The organism is Sphingopyxis sp. H073, assembly GCF_001468395.1.
Classification (GTDB): Bacteria; Pseudomonadota; Alphaproteobacteria; order Sphingomonadales; family Sphingomonadaceae; genus Sphingopyxis.
In genome coordinates, this window is sequence record NZ_LNSG01000001.1 from 455152 (window position 1) to 476685 (window position 21534).

The 21534-nt window shown below is 66.7% G+C and carries 19 protein-coding genes; 14 read left to right on the top strand and 5 right to left on the bottom strand.

Translation table 11 applies throughout. The features are described from left to right. The first annotated feature begins 52 nt into the window (after positions 1 to 52). From ATE64_RS02325 to ATE64_RS02350, 6 genes are all read left to right on the top strand, one after another. On the top strand, positions 53 to 2395 hold the full coding sequence (locus ATE64_RS02325) for a glycerol-3-phosphate 1-O-acyltransferase (RefSeq protein ID WP_058454527.1): 2343 nt from the start codon (positions 53 to 55) through the stop codon (positions 2393 to 2395). 122 nt (positions 2396 to 2517) lie between these two features. Further along, entirely contained in the window at positions 2518 to 4122 is a 1605-nt protein-coding gene (locus ATE64_RS02330) for a wax ester/triacylglycerol synthase family O-acyltransferase (RefSeq protein WP_058454526.1), read from the top strand. A 165-nt stretch (positions 4123 to 4287) separates the two neighbouring features. Further along, entirely contained in the window at positions 4288 to 5736 is a 1449-nt protein-coding gene (locus ATE64_RS02335; protein WP_058454525.1) for a DUF3336 domain-containing protein, read from the top strand. A 1-nt stretch (position 5737) separates the two neighbouring features. Beyond that, positions 5738 to 6583 (top strand): alpha/beta hydrolase, encoded by an 846-nt coding sequence (locus ATE64_RS02340; RefSeq protein ID WP_058454524.1) that lies wholly within the window; start codon positions 5738 to 5740, stop codon positions 6581 to 6583. Positions 6584 to 6699: 116 nt separating this feature from the next. Further along, on the top strand, positions 6700 to 7635 hold the full coding sequence (locus tag ATE64_RS02345) for an alpha/beta fold hydrolase (RefSeq protein WP_058454523.1): 936 nt from the start codon (positions 6700 to 6702) through the stop codon (positions 7633 to 7635). 69 nt (positions 7636 to 7704) lie between these two features. Continuing rightward, entirely contained in the window at positions 7705 to 8706 is a 1002-nt protein-coding gene (locus ATE64_RS02350) for an NAD(P)H-dependent glycerol-3-phosphate dehydrogenase (RefSeq protein WP_058454522.1), read from the top strand. A 1-nt stretch (position 8707) separates the two neighbouring features. Here ATE64_RS02350 and ATE64_RS02355 read toward each other — a convergent pair whose 3' ends face one another. Further along, a complete protein-coding gene (locus ATE64_RS02355; RefSeq protein ID WP_231728991.1) occupies positions 8708 to 9334 on the bottom strand; it encodes a TlpA disulfide reductase family protein in 627 nt (208 codons plus the stop codon). On the opposite strand from ATE64_RS02355, the gene argH reads away from it, so the two are divergent. The 4 genes from argH to ATE64_RS02375 are packed head-to-tail and all read left to right on the top strand — an operon-like array spanning position 9333 to position 13018. Continuing rightward, a complete protein-coding gene (argH, locus tag ATE64_RS02360; RefSeq protein WP_058454521.1) occupies positions 9333 to 10709 on the top strand; it encodes an argininosuccinate lyase in 1377 nt (458 codons plus the stop codon). The genes ATE64_RS02355 and argH overlap by 2 nt on opposite strands. Next, the gene (locus ATE64_RS02365) at positions 10709 to 10960 is read left to right on the top strand and encodes a hypothetical protein (protein ID WP_058454520.1); all 252 of its coding nucleotides are present in this window, start codon (positions 10709 to 10711) and stop codon (positions 10958 to 10960) included. Before argH ends, ATE64_RS02365 begins: the two co-directional genes overlap by 1 nt. Positions 10961 to 10979: 19 nt before the next feature. Next, complete coding sequence (gene lysA, locus ATE64_RS02370) at positions 10980 to 12239, top strand: diaminopimelate decarboxylase (RefSeq protein ID WP_058454519.1); 1260 nt, start codon at positions 10980 to 10982, stop codon at positions 12237 to 12239. Between the two features lie 2 nt (positions 12240 to 12241). After that, complete coding sequence (locus ATE64_RS02375; RefSeq protein ID WP_058454518.1) at positions 12242 to 13018, top strand: bifunctional precorrin-2 dehydrogenase/sirohydrochlorin ferrochelatase; 777 nt, start codon at positions 12242 to 12244, stop codon at positions 13016 to 13018. A 180-nt stretch (positions 13019 to 13198) separates the two neighbouring features. Here ATE64_RS02375 and ATE64_RS02380 read toward each other — a convergent pair whose 3' ends face one another. Further along, positions 13199 to 14002, bottom strand: coding sequence for an SDR family oxidoreductase (locus ATE64_RS02380; RefSeq protein WP_058454517.1), 804 nt, complete (start codon positions 14000 to 14002; stop codon positions 13199 to 13201). 90 nt (positions 14003 to 14092) lie between these two features. Between ATE64_RS02380 and ATE64_RS02385 the strand changes: the two genes are divergently transcribed. Continuing rightward, positions 14093 to 14623: a hypothetical protein gene (locus ATE64_RS02385; protein WP_231728990.1), complete on the top strand. Its 531-nt coding sequence runs from the start codon at positions 14093 to 14095 to the stop codon at positions 14621 to 14623. 173 nt (positions 14624 to 14796) lie between these two features. Here ATE64_RS02385 and ATE64_RS02390 read toward each other — a convergent pair whose 3' ends face one another. The 3 genes from ATE64_RS02390 to ATE64_RS02400 all read right to left on the bottom strand — a co-directional run bounded on the left by ATE64_RS02390 (position 14797) and on the right by ATE64_RS02400 (position 18691). Beyond that, on the bottom strand, positions 14797 to 15348 hold the full coding sequence (locus ATE64_RS02390; protein ID WP_058454515.1) for a histidine phosphatase family protein: 552 nt from the start codon (positions 15346 to 15348) through the stop codon (positions 14797 to 14799). A gap of 52 nt (positions 15349 to 15400) precedes the next feature. Continuing rightward, positions 15401 to 18145: an ATP-dependent DNA helicase gene (locus ATE64_RS02395; RefSeq protein ID WP_058454514.1), complete on the bottom strand. Its 2745-nt coding sequence runs from the start codon at positions 18143 to 18145 to the stop codon at positions 15401 to 15403. Positions 18146 to 18322: 177 nt separating this feature from the next. Further along, positions 18323 to 18691, bottom strand: a complete 369-nt coding sequence (locus ATE64_RS02400) for a PilZ domain-containing protein (RefSeq protein WP_082657544.1) — start codon at positions 18689 to 18691, stop codon at positions 18323 to 18325. 94 nt (positions 18692 to 18785) lie between these two features. Here ATE64_RS02400 and ATE64_RS02405 point away from each other — a divergent pair, with 94 nt between their 5' ends. The 3 genes from ATE64_RS02405 (at position 18786) to ATE64_RS02415 (ending at position 21509) form a co-directional block, all read left to right on the top strand. Then, a complete protein-coding gene (locus tag ATE64_RS02405; protein ID WP_197410096.1) occupies positions 18786 to 19202 on the top strand; it encodes a response regulator transcription factor in 417 nt (138 codons plus the stop codon). 98 nt (positions 19203 to 19300) lie between these two features. Further along, positions 19301 to 19837 (top strand): DUF4199 domain-containing protein, encoded by a 537-nt coding sequence (locus ATE64_RS02410; RefSeq protein ID WP_058454513.1) that lies wholly within the window; start codon positions 19301 to 19303, stop codon positions 19835 to 19837. Between the two features lie 70 nt (positions 19838 to 19907). After that, entirely contained in the window at positions 19908 to 21509 is a 1602-nt protein-coding gene (locus tag ATE64_RS02415; protein ID WP_058454512.1) for a lysine--tRNA ligase, read from the top strand. Positions 21510 to 21534 lie beyond the last annotated feature (25 nt).

Here is a 21534-nt window from a genome sequence, read left to right on the forward strand (position 1 = left end):
TGTCTCGACTTCGCTCGACACGAACGGGTCTGTGGCGGAGCTTTATTGAGCGGTGGCCGACGGAACGCCCCGCACCGGAATCGTGGCGGAGGAGGCGGCCGACCGGCTCTACATCATCGACGCGCGCAACGGGGTCGAGCGGCGCATCTTGCTCGACTGGATCCATTCGACGTCGGGCGACAGCGAACCGCAGTGGGCGAGCCTCGACATCGAGGACGGCGATCATGCGCTGCCCGTCGACGTGCTGCGCGCGCGGCTCGGCGGGGCGGCGTCGCGGCAGGTCGTGCCGCTGCGCGTCGCCTGGCGCATCCCGGGCTTCGACCGCGACCGGGCGCTCAAGCTCCGCCACCTGATCTTCGGCGACCCGCGCCATCCGGGCTCGCTGCGCGCGCGGTTGATACTGCTCCGCGACCGGCGCCGCGCCCAGATCCTGGTCGGCGAGGCCGCGACGCTCGATAGGCTCCGCGACCGTTTCTGCCGCCAGACCGGCGGTGGCGACGGCGAGGGAACCGACAGCCCCGAATTCGCGGGCTTCGTCGCGCGGCAGGCGGCGCTCGCTCTCGACGTGGCCGAGCGCGGAATCCGGGGAACACGATACAAGGTGCCGCGCTTCGTTGCCGACGGTCTGCGCACCAGCCCGAAATTCCGCGCCGCGCTCGCCGATCTTGCGGAGAAGACGGGGCGTCCGGTCGGCGACCTTTACCGCGAAGCGCGGCCGCTGATGAAGGAGGTCATTGCGCGGCCGTCGGCGCTTTTTCTCGATCTTCGCGCACGTCTCGACCGCATGATGTTCGGCGGCTACGCGCCCGAAATGGAGGTCGATGCTGCTGAGCTATTGAAATTACGTAGTATTTTACGCGAGCATCCGACCGCGATCCTCTTCACGCACAAGACCTATATCGACGGCGCGACGCCGAGCCGGCTGACCTACGAGAACGACATGCCGATGCTGCACAGCTTCGGCGGCGCGAACCTCGACTTCGCGGTGATGGGCGAATTCTTCCGACGCTCGGGGATGATCTTCATCCGCCGCAGCTTTCAGGACCAGCCGGTCTACAAGCTCGTGCTGCGCCATTATATCGCCTGGCTGCTCGCCAAGCGCTTCCCCTTGAGCTGGGCGTTCGAGGGGACGCGCTCGCGCCTCGGCAAGCTGATGCCGCCCAAATATGGCCTGATGAAATATGTCCTCGACGCGGCGCACGCGACGGGGACGCGCGACGTCCATTTCGTCCCTTTCGTCACCAGTTTCGACCTGATCCGCGACGTCGAGGAATATGCCGCGGAGCAGACCGGCCGGAACAAGAAGCCCGAAAGCCTGTCGTGGTTCCTCGGCTATATGAAGAGCCTCAAGGAGCCCTCGGGCCGCATCCGCCTCGACATCGGCAATCCCGTTATCATCGACGAAGCCCCCGGCCCCGACGACAAGCGCGCGCTCGAGAAGATCGCCTTCGCGGTCGCGGTCGAGGCCAATCGTGTGACGCCGCTGACCGTCACCTCGGTGATGTGTCTGATCCTGCTCGGCCTCGCCCCGCGCGGCGCGACCGCGGCCGAACTGCTCGCGGCGATTGCGGCGGTCACCGACTGGGCGCGCGAGCGCGGCATCCGTCTCAGCAGCGAGCTCGAAAGCCGCGACGACACCGCGCTGTCGGCCACCGTCGACACGCTCGTCGAGAGCGGTCTGCTCACCCGCTACGAGGCGGGCAGCGAGAATGTCTATTCGATCGACCCCGCCAAGCATCCGATGGCGAGCTATTACCGCAACATCATCGCGCATCATTTCCTCGATCGCGCGATGATCGAGCTGGCGCTGTTCCAGCTGCGCGAAAGCGGCGAGGGCGACGCGACCGCAGCCTTCTGGGCAAAGATCGACCGCCTGCGCGATCTGTTCAAATTCGAATTCTTCTATCCCCCGCGCGACGAGCATCGCGCCGCGATCGAGGCCGAACTCGCGCGCATCGACCCCGTCTGGGACCGCCGCCTCGCGAGCGGCGACCGCGGCGTCGCGCAGCTTATCCACCGCTGCCAGCCCGTCGTCGGACACGCGATACTGCTGCCGTTCGCCGAGGCCTATTCGGTCGTCGCCGAGCTGCTGACGCGCGCCCGGCCGGGCGACGAGGTCGATGCGAAGGCGCTGCTCGACACAGCGCTCGTTGAAGGGCGGCAGGCCTATCTGCTCCGCCGGATCAGCAGCGAGGCCGCGATCGGCAAGCTGCTCTTTGAAAACGGGCTGTCATTGATGCGGCATATGGGCCTTGCCGAGACCGCGACCCCCGACAGCCTCGCCGCACGGCGCGCGCTGCTCGCGGAACTTCGCGGGCTCGCGGGCGCCATGGAATCGATGCGCCTGTCGACGACGGCGCTTGCCGACAAACTACCGGGGGCAGGTGATGCATAAGCTGCCGCCTTATTCTCGTCATCCCGGCGAAGGCCGGGATCTCGCCGTTGCGTCCAGTTGCGAGGGCGAGATCCCGGCCTTCGCCGGGATGACGATATTGTGGAACTGCAAAGGAACCCGACATGCTTAAACAGCTCAGCGCGCAGGATGCCCAGTTCCTCTACACGCAGACCGCGAACAATCTGACACACATCATGGGGGTCTATATCTACGACCCCTCGACCGCGCCGGGCGGCTTCGTGCGCTTCAAGGACATCATCCGCCACGTCGAAAGCCGCGTGCACACCTCGCCGCTGTTCAAGCGCCGCCTCCACCGGCTACCGTTCGATCTCGACCATCCCTATTGGGTCGAGGACGAGCATTTCGACATCGAAGCGCACATGAGCCACGCGCGCCTGCCCGAGCCGGGCGACTGGCGGCAGTTCTGCATCGCGGTCGCGCGCTATTTCTCGAAGCCGATGGATATGAACCGGCCGCTCTGGGACATCTACATCATCGAGGGGCTCGACCGCATAACGGGGATTCCGAAGGGCAGCTTCGCGATGCTCCACCGCGTCCACCATGCCGCGGTCGACGGCGCGTCGGGCGCGCACGCCTTCATCGCGATGAGCGACATCGACGCGAAGGGCACCCCTGCGATTGCCGAGCCGCCGCCGGCCGAAGAGCTCGGCCGTCCGCCGTCGAGCGCCGAAACGGTGACACGCGCCTGGTCGGCGTCGATGCAGTCGCCGGTGAAGTTCATGAACGCCCTGCTCAAGGTTTCGCCCGCGATCGTCGCGTCGGCGCGCAAGTCGATGGCCGAGGGCGGGATGACCGCCGGCGTTCCCGAAACGCGCTTCAACGCCCCCGTCGGCCCGCACAAGATGTTCGACGGAACGACGGTGGCACTCTCTGACGTCGCCGAAATCCGCAAGAAGGTGCCGGGTGCGACGGTCAACGACGTCGTCCTGACCACGGTCGGCGGCGCGCTGCGCAAATATCTCGCGAAGCACAAGGAGCTGCCGAAAGAGAGCCTTGTCGCGGTCGCGCCGATCAATTTGCGCGGCAAGGAAAAGGGCGCGGGGAAAGCGAGCACGCCCGGCAATCAGGTCTCCGCGATGAGCGTGCCGGTGCGCACCGACATCGCCGACCCGCTCGCGCGCCTCGCGGCGATCCGCGACTATACGGTCGAGGCGAAAGAGGCGAAGGCGGGCGTCAGCGCGCGGATCATGACCGACCTGTCGCAGCATATTCCCGGCGCGACGATGGCCGCGGTCGCGCGCATTATCACCAGCGAGCGGTTCGCGGTGCGCGGGACGAACCTGTTCATCTCGAACGTGCCCGGCGCGCAGGTGCCGCTCTACCTCGCGGGCGCGCAGCTCGTGCAGCAGCACGGCATGGCGCCGCTCGCGAACAATATGGGGCTGTTCGTCGCGACCCCAAGCTACAACGGCCGCATCGCCTTCTCGATCATCAGCGAGCGCGCGATCATGCCCGACATCGCCTTTTTCAGGGAGTGCATCGATGAAAGTTTCGCCGACCTGATGGCGGCGACGCCGAAGGCGGAGAAGGCGCCCGCCGCACCGAAAACCGCCACGGCAAAGCCAAAAGCGGCGCCCAAGCTGGCCACGAAACCCAAGGCAAAAGCGAAGCCTGCCCCGAAACCTGCCACCAAGCCGAAGGCGAAAGATAAGGCCCTTGTGAAGGGGAAGAAGAGGCCCCCTCCTTCTTCGTCATCCCGGACTTGATCCGCGATCCACGTCTGCGCCGGCGTGATGGATCCCGGATCAAGTCCGGGATGACGACAGTGGGTATCCGGGTCGACGGGAGCGGGACAGCGATGTCAAAACAGTTGCCAAAGACAACGTAACCAGCAAGAATCGCTAAAAATAGAAACAATGCAGGATGACCGAATGATTTTTGCCCCGACGCTCAGCGCTGACGCCGAGCTTGTACGCGCATCCGACTATGCCGCCTGGTCGAAAGCGGCGCTTGCCGCGGACGTAAAATCGGGGATGCAGGCGTGGCGCGATTCCGACGAGAGCCGGCATTTCGATTACAAGGCCATTCGGGCAAGGCTGGAAAAGCTCCGCAAGCTTTCGGCGGCGGGTGACGTCAAGGGGCTGCTCTTCGTCCTCAACGAGGGCATCCACGGCAATATCGACGGCATGGGCGCCGAGCGCCTCTACCAGAAGGCGCGCTTCGGCACGAAGAAGCTGATCGAGGCCTATGTCGCCGAGGTTGTCGCCGCGCTCGACAAGATCGCCGCATCGCGCTCGATCCCGCGCGAGGAGAAGCGCGACTTCTTCCGCCGCGCGCAGCATTGCTACGGCCGCTCGGCGCTCTTGCTCTCGGGTTCGGGGAGCTTCCTCTTCTTCCACGTCGGGGTCGTGAAGGCGCTCTGGGAACAGGGCGTGCTACCCAACATTCTCGCGGGATCGAGCGGGGGGTCGATCGTCGCGGCGATCGTCTGCACGCGCAAGGACGCCGACATCGGCCCCTTCCTCGACAGCAAGCGCCTCGCCAACCCCGCGCGCGATCCCGAGATGAAGCGGCTAGCGCCCGACGAGGTGCGCGACCGCCTCGCCGAACTGATTCCCGACCTGACCTTTCAGGAAGCCTATGAGATCAGCGGCCGCCACCTCAATGTCTCGGTCGCTCCCGCGGAGAAGTATCAGAACGGCCGCCTCCTGAACGCGATCACCGCGCCGAACGTGCTGATCCGCGAAGCGGTGCTGGCGTCGTGCGCGGTGCCCGGCGTCTTCCCGCCGGTCATGCTGATGGCGCGCGACGAGGACGGCAACCGCGTCGCCTATCAGCCCGACCGGCGCTGGGTCGACGGATCGGTGACGCACGACATTCCCACCAAGCGGCTCGAACGCCTCTATGGCGTCAACCACCATATCGTCAGCCAGGCAAACCCGCTCGCGCTGCCCTTCGCAACCGACACGCGCAAGCAGATGGCGCCGATCGAGGCCATCCAGCACGCGTCGATCGCGACCTTCAAGGCGTGGCTCAACGCGAACATGGTGATCTTCCAGAAGCCGCTCGAACTCGTGCCGCCGCTCAACAGCCTTGCGAATATGGCGCGCTCGGTGATCAATCAGGAATATACCGGCGACATCAACATCATCCGCCCGCCCAAATTCTGGTCGCCGACGAAGATCCTGAGCGACCTTGCACAGGACGACATCGACGAACTGATCGACACCGGCCAGCGCACCGCCTGGCCGAAGGTCGAGATGGTGCGCACCCAGACCGCGATCAGCCGCGCGCTCGACGCGATCCTCGCCAAGATCGACAAGGCCGGCGACGACGGCCCCGGCCACCGCAGCTCGGCGCTGAAGAAAGCGGTCCGCTAACATGCCCGCGCTGACGCTGCCTGCCGGATCGGCCGGCGCCGGCGCGAAGCTGCATGTCACCCACTGGCTTCCCGAAGGGCGACCAAAGGCGGTGGTGCTGTTGGCGCACGGCTATGCCGAACATGCCGGGCGGTATGCCTATGTGGCGAAGCGGCTGACCGACGCCGGCTACGCCATCTATGCGGTCGACCATTGGGGCCATGGCGCCTCGGACGGCGAGGGCGGTTTCGTGCCGCGCTTCTCGGCCTTCCTCGATGGCATGAGCGAATTGCTGACGCTCGTCGAGGTCAATCATGGCGACACGCCGCGCCTGCTCCTCGGCCACAGCATGGGCGGCCTGATCGCGACGCTATTCCTGATCGAGCGCCAACAGGCGTTCGTCGCGGCTGCGCTTTCCGGCCCCGCGATCCTGCCCGCCGAGCCGCCGTCGCGCTTCACCGTCTGGATCAGCCGCTTCCTTTCGCGTTTCTTCCCGCGTCTCGGCGTGCTGTCATTGGACGCCAATGGCGTCAGCCGCGATCCCGCGGTGGTCGCCGCCTATCAGGCCGACCCGCTCGTCTATGGCGGCAAGATCGGCGCGCGGCTGGGCAAGGAGTTCATGGACGCGATGGCGGTCGCGCAGGCCGACGCGCCGAAGATCCGGCTGCCGATCCTGATCCAGCATGGCGAGGCCGACCGGCTGACCGCGCCTGCGGGATCGCGCTATCTGTTCGAGCATGTGTCGTCGGTGGACAAGCGGCTCGAGATCTATCCGGGCCTCTTCCACGAGATCTACAACGAGCCCGAGCGCGATGCCGTCCTCGACGATCTCATCGGCTGGTTCGATGGGCGTGTTGCGCAGAGCTGAATCAACCCTACCCGTTCGTGTCGAGCGAAGTCGAGACACCCATTTGGACGGCGCAACATCTAGGGGCATCTCGACTTCGCTCGATGCGAACGGAAATCAGGGAACCGTTTAAAGTTATGAGTTTTTTCATCATCGTCCTCATTTCGGCCATCGTCTTCCTGACGCTGCTCTATCTCTTCTTTCCCGAGCAGATCGTGCTGCTGATGCGCTGGCTGATGCGCAAGCGCGCCCGCGTCGAACGGAAGACGGTGACGGTCGACGGCCGCACCTGGCCTTATCTGGAGGGCGGCGATCCGTCGAAGCCGACCCTCGTGATGGTGCACGGCTTTGGCGCCGACAAGGATCACTGGACCTTTTATGCGCCATGGCTGACCAACGATTATCGTCTGATCGCGCCCGACCTGCCGGGCTTCGGCGAGAATGACCGCGACGGCGAGCTGCCCTTCGACGTCGGCAGTCAGGCCGCGCGGCTGAAGGGTTTTCTGGATGCGCTCGGCATCGACCGCCCGCATCTCGGCGGCAACAGCATGGGCGGCTGGATCGCGCTGCGCTTCGCGATCGATTATCCCGATGCGCTCCGCACGCTGACGCTGATGAACAATGCGGGCATCCTCGGCGCCGACGAAAGCGAGTTGCAGAAGCTCGCGGCGAACCGCGACTATAATCCGCTGGTCATCGCCAATCTTCAGGACGCCGACCGGCTGATCGCCTTCGTCGTCCGCAAGCCGACCTATGTGCCTGCACGGCTCAAGCCGGTAATCTACGCGGATGCGCTGAAACATCGCGACCTGCTCGACAAGATCTTCTGGGCGATCGCCGATGAGATGGAGGCGAAGCCGCTCAACGACGAGCTTCACAAGGTGACGGTGCCGACATTGATCATCTGGGGCCGCCACGACAAGCTGATCGATGTCAGCTGCGTCGCGGTGCTCGAAAAGGGGATCGCGCGCAGCAACAGCCATATCTTCGAGCATGTCGCGCACGTCCCGATGATCGAGGACCCGAAAGCGACGGCCGAGGTCCAGCGCGCGTTTCTGGGCGAGCACTCCTGAACGAATAGGGCAAACGCCTTGCCAACCCCCTAATCCCGCGCCACTCTCGCCCGAAACAGGGAGAGACATATGCGCCTCAAAGTAGGCCTGCTCGGCGGGGGTAGCTGGGGAACGACGGTCGCCTCGGTCGTGTCGCGCAACGCGCCGATCACGCTCTGGGCGCGCGATGCCGAAACCGTCGAGAGCATCAACGGCGCCAGCGAGAACCGCAAATATCTGCCGGGCATCAAGCTGCCCGCGGCGCTCCGCGCGACGAACGACATGGCCGAGGTCGTCGCCGGTGCCGATGTGCTGGTCATGGGCGTCCCCTCGCACAGCTTCCGCGGCGTCCTCGAGGAAGCGCGCAACCATCTCCGCCCGTGGGTGCCGGTGATCAGCCTCACGAAGGGCTTGGAGCTTGCGTCGGGCAAGCGGATGACCGAACTGATCGAGGAAATCCTGCCCGGCCATCCCGTCGGCGTCCTCACCGGCCCGAACCTCGCGCGCGAGATCATGACGGGGCAGGCGGCGGCGAGCGTACTCTCCATGGAAGACGAGATTGTCGTCCGCGCGCTCCAGCCGGTGTTCCACTCGGGGCTGTTCCGCGTCTACACGAACACCGACCTGCTCGGCTGCGAGCTGGGCGGCGTACTCAAGAATATCATCGCGATCGCGGTCGGCATGGGCGACGGGCTCGGCGCCGGCGACAATACGCGCGCCGGGCTGATGACGCGCGGGCTGGCCGAGATTACGCGGCTCGGCGTCGCGATGGGCGGGCGGCCCGAAACCTTCGCGGGGCTCACCGGCATGGGCGATCTGATCGCGACCTGCACCAGCCCCTTGAGCCGCAACCGCCATGTCGGGGTCGAACTCGGCAAGGGCCGCCATATCGACGACATCATCGCGGGGATGAACATGGTCGCCGAAGGGGTGAAGAGCGCCCCGACGGTGATGGCGCTCGCCGACAAATATGACTTGGCGATGCCGATCGCGCGCGACGTGTTCGACGTGACGCAGGGCAAGCGCGACGCCCGCGAGGTGTTTCGCGGCCTCCTGAAATCGAGCGTCGGCGACGAAGCGCACCCGGGGTGAGCTAGGCCCCCGCCTCGGCCAGCAACGCCTTCGCTTCGTCTCCCTGCCAGTCGATCGCGCCGACGACGCGCCAGACTTCCTTGCCCCGCGCGTCATAGAGTATGCTCGTCGGCAGCGCACTGGCCGCGGCGTCGAGCAGGCCATTCTTCGGATCGAGATAAGGCTGCAGCGCCTTGAGGCCTGCCTTCTGGAACCAGGGATCGACAACGGCGGCGCCCTGCAGATCCTGCGCGACCGCGATCACTGTCATGCGCTCGCCCTGCTGCGCCGCCAGCGCGTCGAGCGTCGGCATTTCGGCGACGCACGGCGCACACCAGGTCGCCCACAGGTTGACGAGCAGCGGCTTGCCGCGGAACGACGCGAGCGTCACCGGCGCGTCGTCGGGCCCGGTAAAGCTCACCGCGGGGGCGGCTTTGCCCGCATTGGTGCGGTCGACGATATGCTTGAAGGCGCCGACGTCCCTCGCTTCGCCGGATGAAATATTTGCTTGGGGCGCCGCGGCTTGCCCGTCGGCCTGCTTTTCCCTATCGCAGCCCGCGATCAGCGATCCGGCGAGCATCAGCGGCAGGATCATCGGCAATTTGGTCAGGGCGCGGCGAATGGCGGATACTCCGGACAGCAACAGCATGTGGGGCGGCCGCTTCGGTGGCGGACCCGCGGCGATCATGCAAGAAATTAACGCCTCGATCCCCGTCGACAAGCGATTGTGGGAAGAAGATATCGCCGCCAGCCGGGCCCATGCGGCGATGCTGGGCACCTGCGGGATCATCGACCCCGACGATGCGGCGCAGATCGACCGCGGTCTCGCGCTGATCGCCGACGAGTTCGCCGAACGGGGCGTGCCGGTCGACCTCAGCCTCGAAGACATCCACATGACGGTCGAATCGCGGCTGAAGGAACTGGTCGGCGAAGCGGCCGGGCGCCTGCACACCGCGCGCTCGCGCAACGACCAGGTCGCGACCGATTTCCGCCTGTGGGTGCGCACCGCGTGCACCCGCATCGACGCGGGGCTTAAAGCGCTGCAGACCGCGCTGCTCGCGCGCGCCGAAGACCATGCCGACAGCATCATGCCGGGCTTCACGCACCTGCAGGTCGCGCAGCCGGTGACGCTCGGCCATCACCTGCTCGCCTATGTCGAGATGTTCGCCCGTGATCGCGGACGTTTCGCCGATGCGCGCCGCCGCCTCAACGAATCGCCGCTCGGCGCCGCCGCACTCGCGGGGACCAGCTTTCCGCTCGATCGCCACGCGACCGCATCGGCGCTCGGCTTCGACCGGCCGATGGCGAACAGCATCGACGCGGTGTCGGACCGCGACTTCGCGCTCGAATTCTGTGCCTCGGCCTCGATCGCTGCGATCCATCTGTCGCGCCTAGCCGAAGAAATCGTGATCTGGGCGAGCCAGCCCTTCGGGTTCGTCAGCCTGCCCGATGCCTGGTCGACCGGCAGTTCGATCATGCCGCAAAAGCGCAACCCCGACGCCGCCGAGCTCGTGCGCGGCCGCGCGGGCCTGCTGCTCGGCGCCTTCCAGCGCCTGTCGGTGATCGTGAAGGGCCTGCCGCTCACCTATTCGAAGGATCTGCAGGACGACAAGGAAACGGTGTTCGGCGCCTTCGACGCGCTTGCGCTGTCGCTCGCCGCGATGACCGGCATGGTCGAAACGCTGACCTTCCGCACCGACCGGATGCGCGCGCTCGCCGCCTCGGGCTTCTCGACCGCAACCGATCTTGCCGACTGGCTGGTGCGCGCGGCGGGGGTGCCCTTCCGCGACGCGCATCATATCGTCGGTGCCTGCGTGAAACGATCCGAGGAGCTTGGCGTTGAGCTGTCGATGCTGCCCGCCGCCGAGGCCGCCGCGATCCACCCCGCGGTCACGCCCGATGCGCTTGCGGCACTGACCGTCGAGGCATCGGTGGCGAGCCGCGTCAGCTATGGCGGTACCGCGCCCGAACGGGTAAGGCAGGCCATTGCCGCGGCCCGCGCCGCGCTGGAAGGACAGGATTGATGGCGACGAAGCGCCTCATCGCGACCATGATCGCTGCCGCCGCGCTGCTCGGCGCGTGCGGTGCAAAGGAAGATCTGAAGCCGGCGGCGAACCAGCCCGCGCCGGTCGTTCCCGTCGGCGCGACAAGCGCCCCGACCACGGAGGAGCTCACGACGCCTGACGCGCAGGCCCGGCCCGCGCGCAGCGACGAACTTCTCAAACGGTCCGAACGCCGCGAACCCGACGATTTCGATTTGCCGCCTCCGGGCTGAGCTTCAGGACTTTCGACCCATGGACCATTTTGAATACCGCGACGGCGTCCTCCACGCCGAAGACATTCCCTTGCCGCGCATCGCCGCCGAAATCGGCACCCCCGTCTATGTCTATTCGCGCGCGACGCTCGAACGCCATGCGCAGGTTTTCGCCGAGGCGCTCAAGGATATTCCCAGGAAGCACATCGCCTTCGCGATCAAGTGCAACCCCAATCTCGGCGTGCTGCGCGTCCTCGCGCGGCAGGGCTATGGCGCCGACGTCGTCTCGGGCGGCGAGCTTGAACGCGCGCTCGCGTCGGGCATGGCGCCGCAGGACATCGTCTTTTCGGGGGTCGGCAAGACGCGCGCCGAGCTGGCGCAGGGCCTCGACCGCGGCATCGGCCAGTTCAACATCGAGCATGAGCCCGAGGGCGTCGCGCTCGCCGAAATCGCGCTCGCGAAGGACATGACCGCGCCCGCGGTGCTGCGCGTCAATCCCGACGTCGATGCGGGAACGCATGCGAAGATCTCGACCGGCAAGGCCGAGAACAAGTTCGGGGTCGGCATCGACGTCGCGCCCGAAATCTTCGGCCGCCTCGCCGCGCTGCCGGGGCTCCAGATGCGCGGCATCGCGCTCCACATCGGCAGCCAGCTCACCAGCCTCGCGCCGCTGGAGGCCGCGTTCGAGCGCGTCGGCCGCCTTGTCGCCGACCTCCGCGCCGCGGGGCACAGCATCACCCACGTCGACCTCGGCGGCGGCCTCGGCGTGCCCTACCGACCCGAGGACAATCCGCCGAGCCCGGCGGAATATGGCGCGATGGTCGCGCGCGTTACGAAGGACTGGGACGTCACCTTGATGTTCGAACCCGGCCGCGTGATCGCGGGGAATACCGGCGTCCTGCTCACCGAGGTGCTGTGGGTGAAGCCCGGCGCGACCAATCCCTTCGTGATCGTCGACGCCGCGATGAACGACCTCGCGCGTCCGGCGCTTTACGACGCGTATCACGACTTCGTTGCGGTCAGGCCGACGGGCGAGACGATGACCGCGTCGATCGTCGGACCGGTGTGCGAGACGGGCGACACGTTCGCGCGCGACCGCGTGATCGACAAGGTCGAGTCGGGCGATCTCGCGGTGTTTCGTACCGCGGGCGCCTATGGCGCGACGATGGCGTCGACCTACAACAGCCGCAGCCTCGTTCCCGAGGTGCTGGTCGACGGCGACCGCTATATCGTCGTCGCCGACCGCATCGCCGCGGGCACGATCATGGCCGCCGAGCGCGTTCCCGACTGGATCGACTGACGATGCAGCAGCTTCCCGTCTTCCTCAACCTTGCCGGCCGCACGGTCGTGCTGGTCGGGGAAGGCGAGGCGGCCGAAGCGAAGGCACGGCTGGTGACGCGAGCGGGCGGGCGGATCGTCCCGGTGTGGCAAGAAGGCGCAACCATCGCCTTCGTCGCGCTCGCCGATGACGAAGCGGCGCGCGCGGCGGCGGCCGACCTCCGCGCGCGCGGTCTGCTCGTCAATGTCGTCGACCGGCCAGATCTCTGCGACTTCACGACCCCGGCGATCGTCGACCGCGCGCCGGTGACAATCGCGATCGGGACGGGCGGTGCGTCGGCCGGGCTCGCCAAGGCGGTGCGCCAGCGGATCGAAGCCTTGCTGCCGTCGCGGCTCGGTGCACTCGCATCGGCGCTCCATGCCGCGCGCGGTGCGATGAAGGCGCGCTGGCCGGCGGCTGCCGACCGCCGCCGCGCGATCGACGCGGCGCTTGCGGCGGGAGGCGCGCTGGACCCGCTCGATCCCGCGGCGGCCGACAAGGTCGGCGAATGGCTTGACGGTGCGGCAGAAACTGTCCCTCCGCGCCTCGAAATCATCCGCCTCACCGGCGATGACCCCGACGATCTGACGCTACGCGCCGCGCGGCTGCTCGGCGAGGCCGACCATATCTTCCATTCGCCTGCCGTCCCGGCCGCGGTCCTCGACCGCGCGCGCGCCGATGCGGTGCGGCATGTCGCCGATGCGCCGCCCGGCGATCCGCCGCCGGGGCTGTCGCTGTGGATTTCGGAGAGCGGTAGCTGACGAACGGAAGGCGATATGCATAATATCGTCATCCCGGGCTTGACCCGGGATCCACGGCAGCGCTGAAGTCATGGACCCCGGATCAAGTCCGGGGTGACGAAAATGGTGAGGCCGAGATGAGGAAGGGGTGAAACGGAACGGCAGTTCTCCACCCCCCAAGCTGCCACCATCCTCGCGGCATCAATGTCCCGCGGTTCCCAGCCCGTCGATCTTCTTCGACTGCTTCGCGATCAGGCCGGGAAAGAAGCGCGCGAGGCGAGAGAGGCGCTTGGCCATCTTGCCGACGGTGACATGCACCTTGGTGCCGTGAACCGCTTCCCACGCCGCTTCGGCCACGCGCTCGACCGGCGAGATTTCGAAACCGGCGGCCGACAGGCGGCCGCGCGCGGGCTCGTTGCTGTCGGCGCTGACCTGGTCGAGGATCGGCGTGTCGATGAAGCCCGGCATCAGCGAGCGCACCTTGATGTCGTGCTTGGCGAATTCGATTTCGAGCGCTTCGGTCAGGCCGCGCACCGCGAATTTTGTCGCCGAATAGACCGCAAGCCCCGCGACGCCATAAAAGCCCGAGGCCGATCCGGTGTTGAGGATCGTCGAACCCGGCGTCGCGCGAAGCAGCGGCAGCGCCATATAGACGCCGTTGACCACACCGCCGAAGTTGATCGCGATCAACCGGTCGGCCTCTTCCGGCGCCATGTCGATGAACTGGCCGCCCGATCCGATCCCTGCGTTGTTGAACAGCACGTCCAGCCGCCCGCCGCTGGCCTTTGCGAAATCATCGAGCGCGGCCTTCCACTGGTCGCGGTCGCGGACGTCCATGACATGGCGTGACGACGCGCCCACGGGCAGCAATGCGGCGGTTTCGTCGATCCCCGCCGAATTGACGTCGGCGATTCCGACGAACCAGCCCTGCGCGGCGAAATGGCGTGCCGTCGCGCGGCCGATGCCCGATCCGCCGCCGGTGATGAAAATCGCCTTCCGTGCCACCCTCGTCTCCTTACATCCTTGTCAGTGCGAGAAGAGGCCAGCTTGACGGACACGTCAAGCGCAAAGGTGGCTTGGCAATCGGCGTGGGGGATGGCTATCAGGGCGCCGATGTTCCGCCTGCGCCTGATGCTCCTCGCCCTCCTGGCTTTCTGTCTCGGCGCTGCGGTTCCCGCATCGGCCGCGGTCACGGTCAGCTTCTACAGCCACGATTTCGGCGACCGTTTCCCGCACGCCTTCATCGTCGTGAAGGGACGGCTCGACGGCAGCGGGCAGGCGGTCGACAATAATTTCGGCTTCACCGCGAAAAATGTCAGCCCCGCGATCCTGCTCGGTTCGGTGAAGGGCTATGTCCAGACGTCGCAGCCCGACTATATCGCGAAGAGCGACCGACAGTTCAGCGTCACCATCGACGATGCGACCTATGCGCGGCTGATCGCTAAGGTCCGCGAATGGCAGGACCGCAAGCAGCCAAGCTACAGCCTGAACAAGGCGAACTGCGTCCATTTCGTCATGGAACTCGCCGAGGTCGTGGGGCTCAAGGTCAATCGCAAGAGCAAATATTTCAAGAAACCCAAGACCTTCCTGATCGAAGTCAGAGAGCTGAACCCGGCGCTGGGGTGACGAACGACCGGTTGCGACCGGAAGCGGACGTACGCCCAACCTAGTCCGTTCGCATCGAGCGAAGTCGAGATGCCCCTCGGGCTAGGCGCAAGGCTGCCGGGTGTCTCGACTTCGCTCGACACGAACGGAAATAGGGGACGGTCTGGAATCCGCCCCGAAAGCCGCAATCCGCGTCAGTCGTTATCCATCGCCGGTCCCAGCGCCGGGTCGAGGTCGCGCGGACGGACGAACGCAGTGATCCGCGCCTTGTTGACGTCGAGATCGTGCCAGTCGGCGATGTCGAGTTCGAGCCGCACGAGCGCCGAGGTCGGCAGCTTTTCCTCGACCTGCTCGCGAAGCGGGCCGCCGCTGTCCGACGGAACGAGTTCGAGCACCAGATCCTCCAGACCCGGATTGTGCCCGGAGATCAGCAGGTGCTCCGCGTCCTTGCCCATGTCGCGGATGACGTCGATCAGCGTCGCCGCCGACGCGAGATAGATGCGCCGGTCCCAATGCGGTTCGAGTGCATCGAGCGCCGCCGCCGGCTGGAACAGGTCGAGCGTTTCGGTCACGCGCACCGCGGGCGAGGCGATGATGCGGTCGACGGGCAGGCCCTGCCGCTTGACATATTGCCCGATGAGCTCGGCGCCGCGGCGGCCGCGGGCGTTGATCGGCCGGTCGAAATCGCGTTCGACCTGTACGTCCCAGCCCGACTTTGCGTGCCGCAGGATCGTCAAACTTTTCAAAATCGCTCCCCGCGTTGCCCTGTGATCCCCTCGCTCGCTCTCTGCCGGAAACTTATGACGGTGAAAAGGCGGGAAAGGCGCTTTTTCTTCGTTCGACATTCGCCGCCGCGACATGGTTCACCGCCTCGTCGAGCGGCAGGCGTCTGACCGGCGTCCCGTCGGGAAAGGCGCCGAGCAGCCTTGACGGGAAGCTGGGCGAGAGCATCACGAACTGGCCGAAATCGTCGGCGCGGCGGATCAGCCGCCCGAACGCCTGGCCGATGCGCGCGCGGATGACGCTGTCGTCATAGGCGCTGCCGCCCTGCGCCGCACGGCGCGCGGCGTGGAGGATCGTCGGGCGCGGCCAGGGCACGCCCTCCATCACGACGAGCCGTAGCGACTCGCCGGGCACGTCGACGCCGTCGCGCAGCGCATCGGTGCCGAGCAGCGAAGCGTGCGGATCGGCGCGAAAGATGTCGACGAGCGTGCCGGTGTCGAGCGGATCGACGTGCTGGGCATAGAGCGGCAGGCCGGCGCGGGCGAGGCGGTCGGCGATGCGCGCGTGGACGATGCGGAGCCGCCGGATCGCGCTGAACAGACCGAGCGCGCCGCCGCCCGATGCCTCGATCAGCCGGCTGTACGCGCCGGCGAGCGCAGGCAGGTCGCCGCGCGGGATGTCGGTGACGATCAGCACCTCGGACTGGCGCGCATAGTCGAACGGGCTCGGCACGGCGAAATGCTGGACCCCGCCGTCCATGTGCCGTGCGCCGGTGCGGATGTCGGCATCGGTCCATCCGCTTCCGCTACGCAAGGTCGCCGAGGTCACGAGCACCCCCTGCGCGGGCCGATAGACGATCTCGGCGACCGGCCGCGCCGGGTCGAGCCAGTGGCGGTGCAGCCCCATATCGAACTCGCGTCCGTCGAAGCGGTCGACCGCGAGCCAGTCGACGAAGTCGGGATCTGCCGGGCCGCCGACGCGCCCGAGCAAGGAGAGCCACCCGCCGAGCGTGTCGATGCGCGTGCCAAGGCTGTTGCGCGCGCCGTCGACGCGCGCGCGCGCCTGTCCGTCGAGCCAGTCGGGCGGATCCTCGACCAGCGCGTCGAGCCGTTTGCCAAGCGCCATCAGCGGGCGCAGCAGCGCCTCGATCGCGTCGCTCGCGCCGGCGGCGGCGGCGACCAGCTCGGGATCGGGATCGGCGAGTTCGGTTTCGAGACCGTAGCCGCTGTCGCCGGTGCGCGTGTCGATGCTGCGCGCATAGGTCATCGCGCGCACCGCGACGAGCAGCCGCTCGATCGCACCCCATGGTGCGCTCTCGGCAATGCGCCCTAGCCAGCCTTCGCCGGGCAGCTCACCCGCAGCCTGAATCGCGGCCTGGATCGCCTTGTCGCCCGCCTCGTCATAGCTCGCGACGTCTGCGAGCCTTGCCGCCAGCCCGCGCCGCCGTCCGCGCGACTTGCCTTCGGGCCCGAGCACCCAGCGGCGGATTTCGACCGCTTCCTGCCCGGTCAGCGCCGCAGCGAACATGCTGTCGGCGGCATCCCACAAATGATGGCCCTCGTCGAAGATCAGCCGCGTTGCGGGGGCGCCGCCCCCACCTTGCGAACTTGGGCGCGGGCGCGCCGCCTGCACCATCGTCAGCGCATGGTTGGCGATGACGATATCGGCCTGGCCTGCGGCGCGCGCCGAGCGCTCGATGAAGCATTTGCGGAAATGCGGGCAGCCCGCATAGATGCATTCGCCGCGCCGGTCGCTGAGCGCGGTCGTCCCGTTGCGGCGGAACAGCGCGGGGAGCCAGCCAGGAAGGTCGCCGCCGACCATGTCGCCGTCGCGCGTATAGGCCGCCCAGCGCGCGACGAGCTGCGCCAGGATCGCGGCGCGGCCCGAAAAGCCGCCCTGCAAGGCATCCTCGAGGTTGAGCAGGCAGAGGTAATTTTCGCGGCCCTTGCGCACCACCACCTTCTCGCGGTGCGTCGCGGCATCGGGATAGAGTTTCTCGGTCTCGCGCGCGAGCTGGCGTTGCAGCGCCTTGGTGAAGGTCGAGATGCAGACCGCGCCCGCCGACTGGTCGATCCATTGCTTGGCGGGGGCGAGGTAGCCCAATGTCTTGCCGATCCCCGTGCCAGCCTCTGCAACGAGCATCTGCGGCATGTCCTTGCGCTCGCGCGGCGCGAAGATCGCGGCGGCCGCGCGGGCGTAATCCTGCTGCCCCGAACGCCGTTCGGCGCCGTCGCCGGTCAGCCGGTCGAGCCGCGCGCGGACGTCGTCGGGATTGACCGTCACCTGACGCGGTTGCGGGCGCGGCGGCGCTTCTTCCCATTCGGGCAGCCGCGCGAAGAGCCAGCGGTCGGCCTTGTCGGGCGGGCCGAGGCGCGATTGCATGAGCGACGCCCACGGCCAGCGCTGGCGTCCGAGCGCTTGCAGCCCGTGCCAGGCGCCTTCGCGCTCGGGCCAGTCGGGCTCATCTAGGCTGGCGAGCATCGCAGCGGCGGCGAGGCGGAGGAAGGGCGCGATGTCCTCTTCGGCCTTCGGCGCTTCGAGGCCGATCGATGCGGCGATCCCGGCGGGCGTCGGCACCGCGAAGCGCGCCGGGTAGAGGAAGGCGAAGAGTTCGAGCAGGTCGAGCCCCGACAATTCGGGGTAGCCGAGCCGGTCGCCGGTCAGCGTTGCATTGAGGAGCAGGTGCGGTGTCGCAGCGACGGCGGCAATGGCTTCGCCGCGCCCGACGCGCTGTACGCGCCCTGCGGGATCGGCGATCCAGATGCCGACATGGCTTGCGTGGAGCGCGGGCAGGGCAAGGGGATCGACGCGGGGGAGCATCGGGATACGCTAGGGACAAAAGGCGAACGCGGCAAGGCGGCATACCAATCCTCCCTGTCGCAAGGCGATGGGGAGGGGGACCGCCGAAGGCGGTGGAGGGGCGAGAGGCACCGGCCCTTCCGTCAGCGCTTCGCGCTGCCACCGCCCCATGCCTTCGGCACAGGGAGGATGGAAGGACTAGCTGAGCCCGCGGCGTCCGAAGCCCGCGGTGCGCTGGCTCAGAAAGGCCGGCGACACGTCGGTGGGTTTGACCCTGCGTGCGTTCCGGAGCGCGTTGTAGAGCGCGCCATGCGTCAACTCGTAAGGGAAGCGCACGCCCATACGGTCGAATTCCGACCACATCACGATCGCGTAGGTGACCTCGCCGGCATAATGGATTTCGCAGCGCGATCGCGCGGGCATGCTCGCGCCGTCGATGCGCGCGCCGCCTTCGGACAAGTCGACGATGCGCCCCTCGACGAAATTGAGGACGCCATTGACCATGACCTCGATCGAAACCGGCGTCCGGTTGTGGCTGCGCGCCGTGGGGGAACGAAAATTCGTCATGCAGGGAAGCTAAGCCCAACATGGTAAATTTTCCGGTAACGATAACCCGACTGACGGTGCCATATTGCAAGCAATTGCGGACAATGATTTACCGATGATCGTGGCGCGGTCGATCATCCTCTATGGCATTGCGCTGGCCGCGGTGGCGTTCCTGCTCGAATGGTTGAATTATCGCCATGTCATGCATCGCTGGTCGGCCGAATTCTATATCGTCTGCATTGCCGCCGTTTGCGTCACGCTCGGCATCTGGGTCGGCAACCGGCTGACCGCGCGGCCGCGGCAGGCTTTCGCGCGCAACGACGCGGCGATCGCCGCGCTCGGGCTCAGCGCGCGCGAGTGCGAGGTGCTCGAAATGCTCGCGGCGGGGCACGCCAACAAGGTCATCGCGCGCCAGCTCGATATTTCGCCCAACACGGTGAAGACGCATGTCGCGCGGGTTTATGAAAAACTGGAGGTCGCCAGCCGGACGCAGGCGGTGCAGAAGGCGCGGACGCTCGACATCCTGCCGTAGTTTCGGACGAAAGGCCCAAAATCACCCGTTTGGGCGATGGATTTCGGCCGTTGTTCCGGCGCATCTCGCATGGCATTCATCCATCGGGGAGATATATCATGGGCAGGATCATCGCGGTTTACGGCGCCATTGCGGGCGTCATCGTCGTCGCGGGGATGTTCATCAACATCGGCTTCCTCGCCGACCATGGCGCGATGGGAATGGTCGCCGGCTATCTGTCGATGCTGGTCGCGCTCATTTTCGTCTTCGTCGGCGTGAAGCGCTATCGCGACGTCGATCTGGGCGGGGTGATCGGCTTCTGGAAAGCCTTTGGCGTCGGGATTGGGATCGGGCTCGTCGCGGGGCTGTTCTATGTCCTCGGCTGGGAACTTTATATGTGGCGGACCGGCGGGACCTTCATGGCCGAATATATCGCCTCGAGCATCGAGGATATGCGCGCGGCCGGCAAATCGGCGGCGGAGATCGCGAAATTCTCGTCGGAAATGGGCGCGATGGCCGAGCAGTACAAGAACCCGCTGTTCCGCATGGCGCTGACGTTGACCGAGATATTGCCGGTCGCGCTCATCGTGTCGCTCGTGTCGGCGGCGCTGCTGCGCCGGAGCAGCTTTATGCCGGCGGTCCAGCCGCGCGGCTGAACCGGGCGGGAAGGGGACTGGCGCGTCCGGTCTTCTTCCCATCCGCGCTTCTTGCCGCTATGGGCGCGCCATGACTGACTTGCACCTTCACCCGTCGCTGCGCGAGCCCGCGCAAACGTCCAAGGCCTGGCCGTTCGAGGAAGCGCGCAAGCTGGTCAAACGCTATCCGCAGGGCAAGCCGGGCGGCGAGGCGGTGCTGTTCGAGACCGGCTATGGTCCCTCGGGCCTGCCGCATATCGGCACCTTCAACGAAGTGCTGCGCACGACGATGGTCCGCCGCGCCTATGAGGCGATCACCGGCGGCGCACCGACCCGCCTCGTCGCGTTCAGCGACGACATGGACGGCCTGCGCAAGGTCCCCGACAATGTGCCGCAGCAGGAGATGCTGCGCGAACATCTCGGCAAGCCGCTCACCGCGATCCCCGATCCGTTCGGCAAGTATGAAAGTTTCGCGCATCATAACAATGCGATGCTGCGCGAGTTTCTCGACCGCTTCGGCTTCGAATATGAATTCGTCAGCTCGACCGAGCGGTACAAGTCGGGCGCGTTCGACGAGGCGCTGAAGAATGTCCTGCGCCATAACCAGGACATTCTCGACATCATGCTGCCGACGCTGCGCGCCGAGCGCGCCGCGACCTATTCGCCGATCCTGCCGGTCAGCCCCAAGTCGGGGATCGTGCTGCAGGTGCCGGTGACCGTCGTTGACGCCGACAAGGGCCTGGTGTCGTTCGAGGACGAGGGCGAGACAATCACGCACAGCATCCTTGGCGGCGGCGCGAAGCTGCAGTGGAAGGTCGACTGGGCGATGCGCTGGGTCGCGCTGGGCGTCGACTACGAAATGTACGGCAAGGACCTGACCGACAGCGGCATCCAGTCGGGCAAGATCGCACGCGCGCTCGGCGGGCAGAAGCCCGAGGGGCTGATCTACGAAATGTTCCTCGACGAAAAGGGCGAGAAGATTTCGAAGTCGAAGGGCAATGGCCTCAGCCTCGAGCAGTGGCTGAGCTATGGTAGCGAGGAGAGCCTCGCCTTCTTCGCATACCGCGAGCCCAAGGCGGCGAAGCAGCTCCACATCGGCGTGATCCCGAAGGCGGTCGACGAGTATCTGCAGATGCGCGGCAACTATGCGGCGCAGGAGCCCGACAAGAAGCTCGGCAACCCGGTGCATCACGTCCATGTCGCGCGCGGCGAGGATATGCCGTCGGCCGAGCTGCCGGTGACGTTCGGGCTGCTGCTCAATCTCGTCGGAGTGATGGGCGCCGATGCGTCGAAGGAGCAGATCTGGCGCTACCTCGGCCAATATGTCGACGGCGCGAATGCCGAGACCTATCCCGAACTCGACCGGCTGATCGACAATGCGATGGCGTATAACCGCGACTATGTCGCGCCGACGCTGAACCGTCGCAAGCCGCAGGGCGGCGAAGGCGCGGCGCTGGCCGAACTCGACGCGAAGCTCGCGGCGCTGCCCGCCGACGCCTCGGCCGACGATATCCAGAATATCGTGTACGAGATCGGCAAGAACGAAGCCTATGGCTTTGAAAACCTGCGCGACTGGTTCAAGGCGCTCTACGAGACGCTGCTCGGTTCCAGCGCGGGTCCGCGCATGGGCAGCTTCATCGCGCTGTTCGGGATCGACAACACGCGGCGGTTGATCGCCGAAGCGCTGGCTTAAACGCAAGCCGACGTTAAATTCCGTT

Bases quoted from the DNA above. Each gene is read 5' to 3' on its own strand.
- ATE64_RS02375 (WP_058454518.1), top strand. From the start codon at position 12,242: ATGCAGCAGCTTCCCGTCTTCCTCAACCTTGCCGGCCGCACGGTCGTG.
- ATE64_RS02355 (WP_231728991.1), bottom strand. From the start codon at position 9,334: ATGCTGTTGCTGTCCGGAGTATCCGCCATTCGCCGCGCCCTGACCAAA.
- ATE64_RS02330 (WP_058454526.1), top strand. From the start codon at position 2,518: ATGCTTAAACAGCTCAGCGCGCAGGATGCCCAGTTCCTCTACACGCAG.
- ATE64_RS02405 (WP_197410096.1), top strand. From the start codon at position 18,786: ATGATCGTGGCGCGGTCGATCATCCTCTATGGCATTGCGCTGGCCGCG.
- ATE64_RS02365 (WP_058454520.1), top strand. From the start codon at position 10,709: ATGGCGACGAAGCGCCTCATCGCGACCATGATCGCTGCCGCCGCGCTG.
- ATE64_RS02345 (WP_058454523.1), top strand. From the start codon at position 6,700: ATGAGTTTTTTCATCATCGTCCTCATTTCGGCCATCGTCTTCCTGACG.
- ATE64_RS02415 (WP_058454512.1), top strand. From the start codon at position 19,908: ATGACTGACTTGCACCTTCACCCGTCGCTGCGCGAGCCCGCGCAAACG.
- ATE64_RS02385 (WP_231728990.1), top strand. From the start codon at position 14,093: ATGGCTATCAGGGCGCCGATGTTCCGCCTGCGCCTGATGCTCCTCGCC.
- ATE64_RS02400 (WP_082657544.1), bottom strand. From the start codon at position 18,691: ATGACGAATTTTCGTTCCCCCACGGCGCGCAGCCACAACCGGACGCCG.
- ATE64_RS02410 (WP_058454513.1), top strand. From the start codon at position 19,301: ATGGGCAGGATCATCGCGGTTTACGGCGCCATTGCGGGCGTCATCGTC.
- ATE64_RS02395 (WP_058454514.1), bottom strand. From the start codon at position 18,145: ATGCTCCCCCGCGTCGATCCCCTTGCCCTGCCCGCGCTCCACGCAAGC.
- ATE64_RS02335 (WP_058454525.1), top strand. From the start codon at position 4,288: ATGATTTTTGCCCCGACGCTCAGCGCTGACGCCGAGCTTGTACGCGCA.
- ATE64_RS02350 (WP_058454522.1), top strand. From the start codon at position 7,705: ATGCGCCTCAAAGTAGGCCTGCTCGGCGGGGGTAGCTGGGGAACGACG.
- lysA (WP_058454519.1), top strand. From the start codon at position 10,980: ATGGACCATTTTGAATACCGCGACGGCGTCCTCCACGCCGAAGACATT.
- ATE64_RS02340 (WP_058454524.1), top strand. From the start codon at position 5,738: ATGCCCGCGCTGACGCTGCCTGCCGGATCGGCCGGCGCCGGCGCGAAG.
- argH (WP_058454521.1), top strand. From the start codon at position 9,333: ATGTGGGGCGGCCGCTTCGGTGGCGGACCCGCGGCGATCATGCAAGAA.